This window comes from Psychromonas sp. Urea-02u-13, assembly GCF_002835995.1.
GTDB lineage: Bacteria > Pseudomonadota > Gammaproteobacteria > Enterobacterales > Psychromonadaceae > Psychromonas.
The window spans coordinates 1-495 of the sequence record NZ_PJBZ01000263.1; the positions used below are offsets into that span (position 1 = coordinate 1).

Genomic DNA, 495 nt, shown 5'->3' on the forward strand with positions numbered 1-495 from the left:
CATGAATTTAAATAAGAAGCCAAATCTTAGGAAATACAAGGGATAGAGCGATATTTTAGAACGCTTATGGATTCTGTTGAAAAGTTTTAGCTCAGTATAAATGTGGCGAATTCCAGACTCTATTATGCAGTGAGCGCGTAAAAGCGATTCCATATTGGCACCGACTCATCGCCAATAATCTGTCCTCGTTTAATCATCGTCCCAGTTTCTTGCCCCGCCATCGTAGCTAAAGCCCCAGCTTCTGGTTTCCAACCAGATGCCTGAACCATCTTCTGTTTTATTGGCCGATAACTTTGCTCAACAATATTATTGAGATACTTAATATCGACAACGTCGATTAAGCTCTGCACTAATACGCCAGAAAGGCCCTTGTTTCATTTTTGTCACAACATTCACAGAGATAAAATCAACTATACCTGAGGCACTTCAACTCGCAGGTTAAAACCTCTGAAAATTATCGTTAATTCTCATATTTAAATCGGCACCGATTGTAGA

Annotated in this window: 1 pseudogene; it reads right to left on the reverse strand. The window is 39.6% G+C overall.

What is annotated here, in order from left to right:
* Positions 1–263: 263 nt before the first annotated feature.
* Positions 264–365 (reverse strand): annotated as a pseudogene (locus CXF74_RS23200) (IS6 family transposase); the annotation flags it as partial.
* Positions 366–495 lie beyond the last annotated feature (130 nt).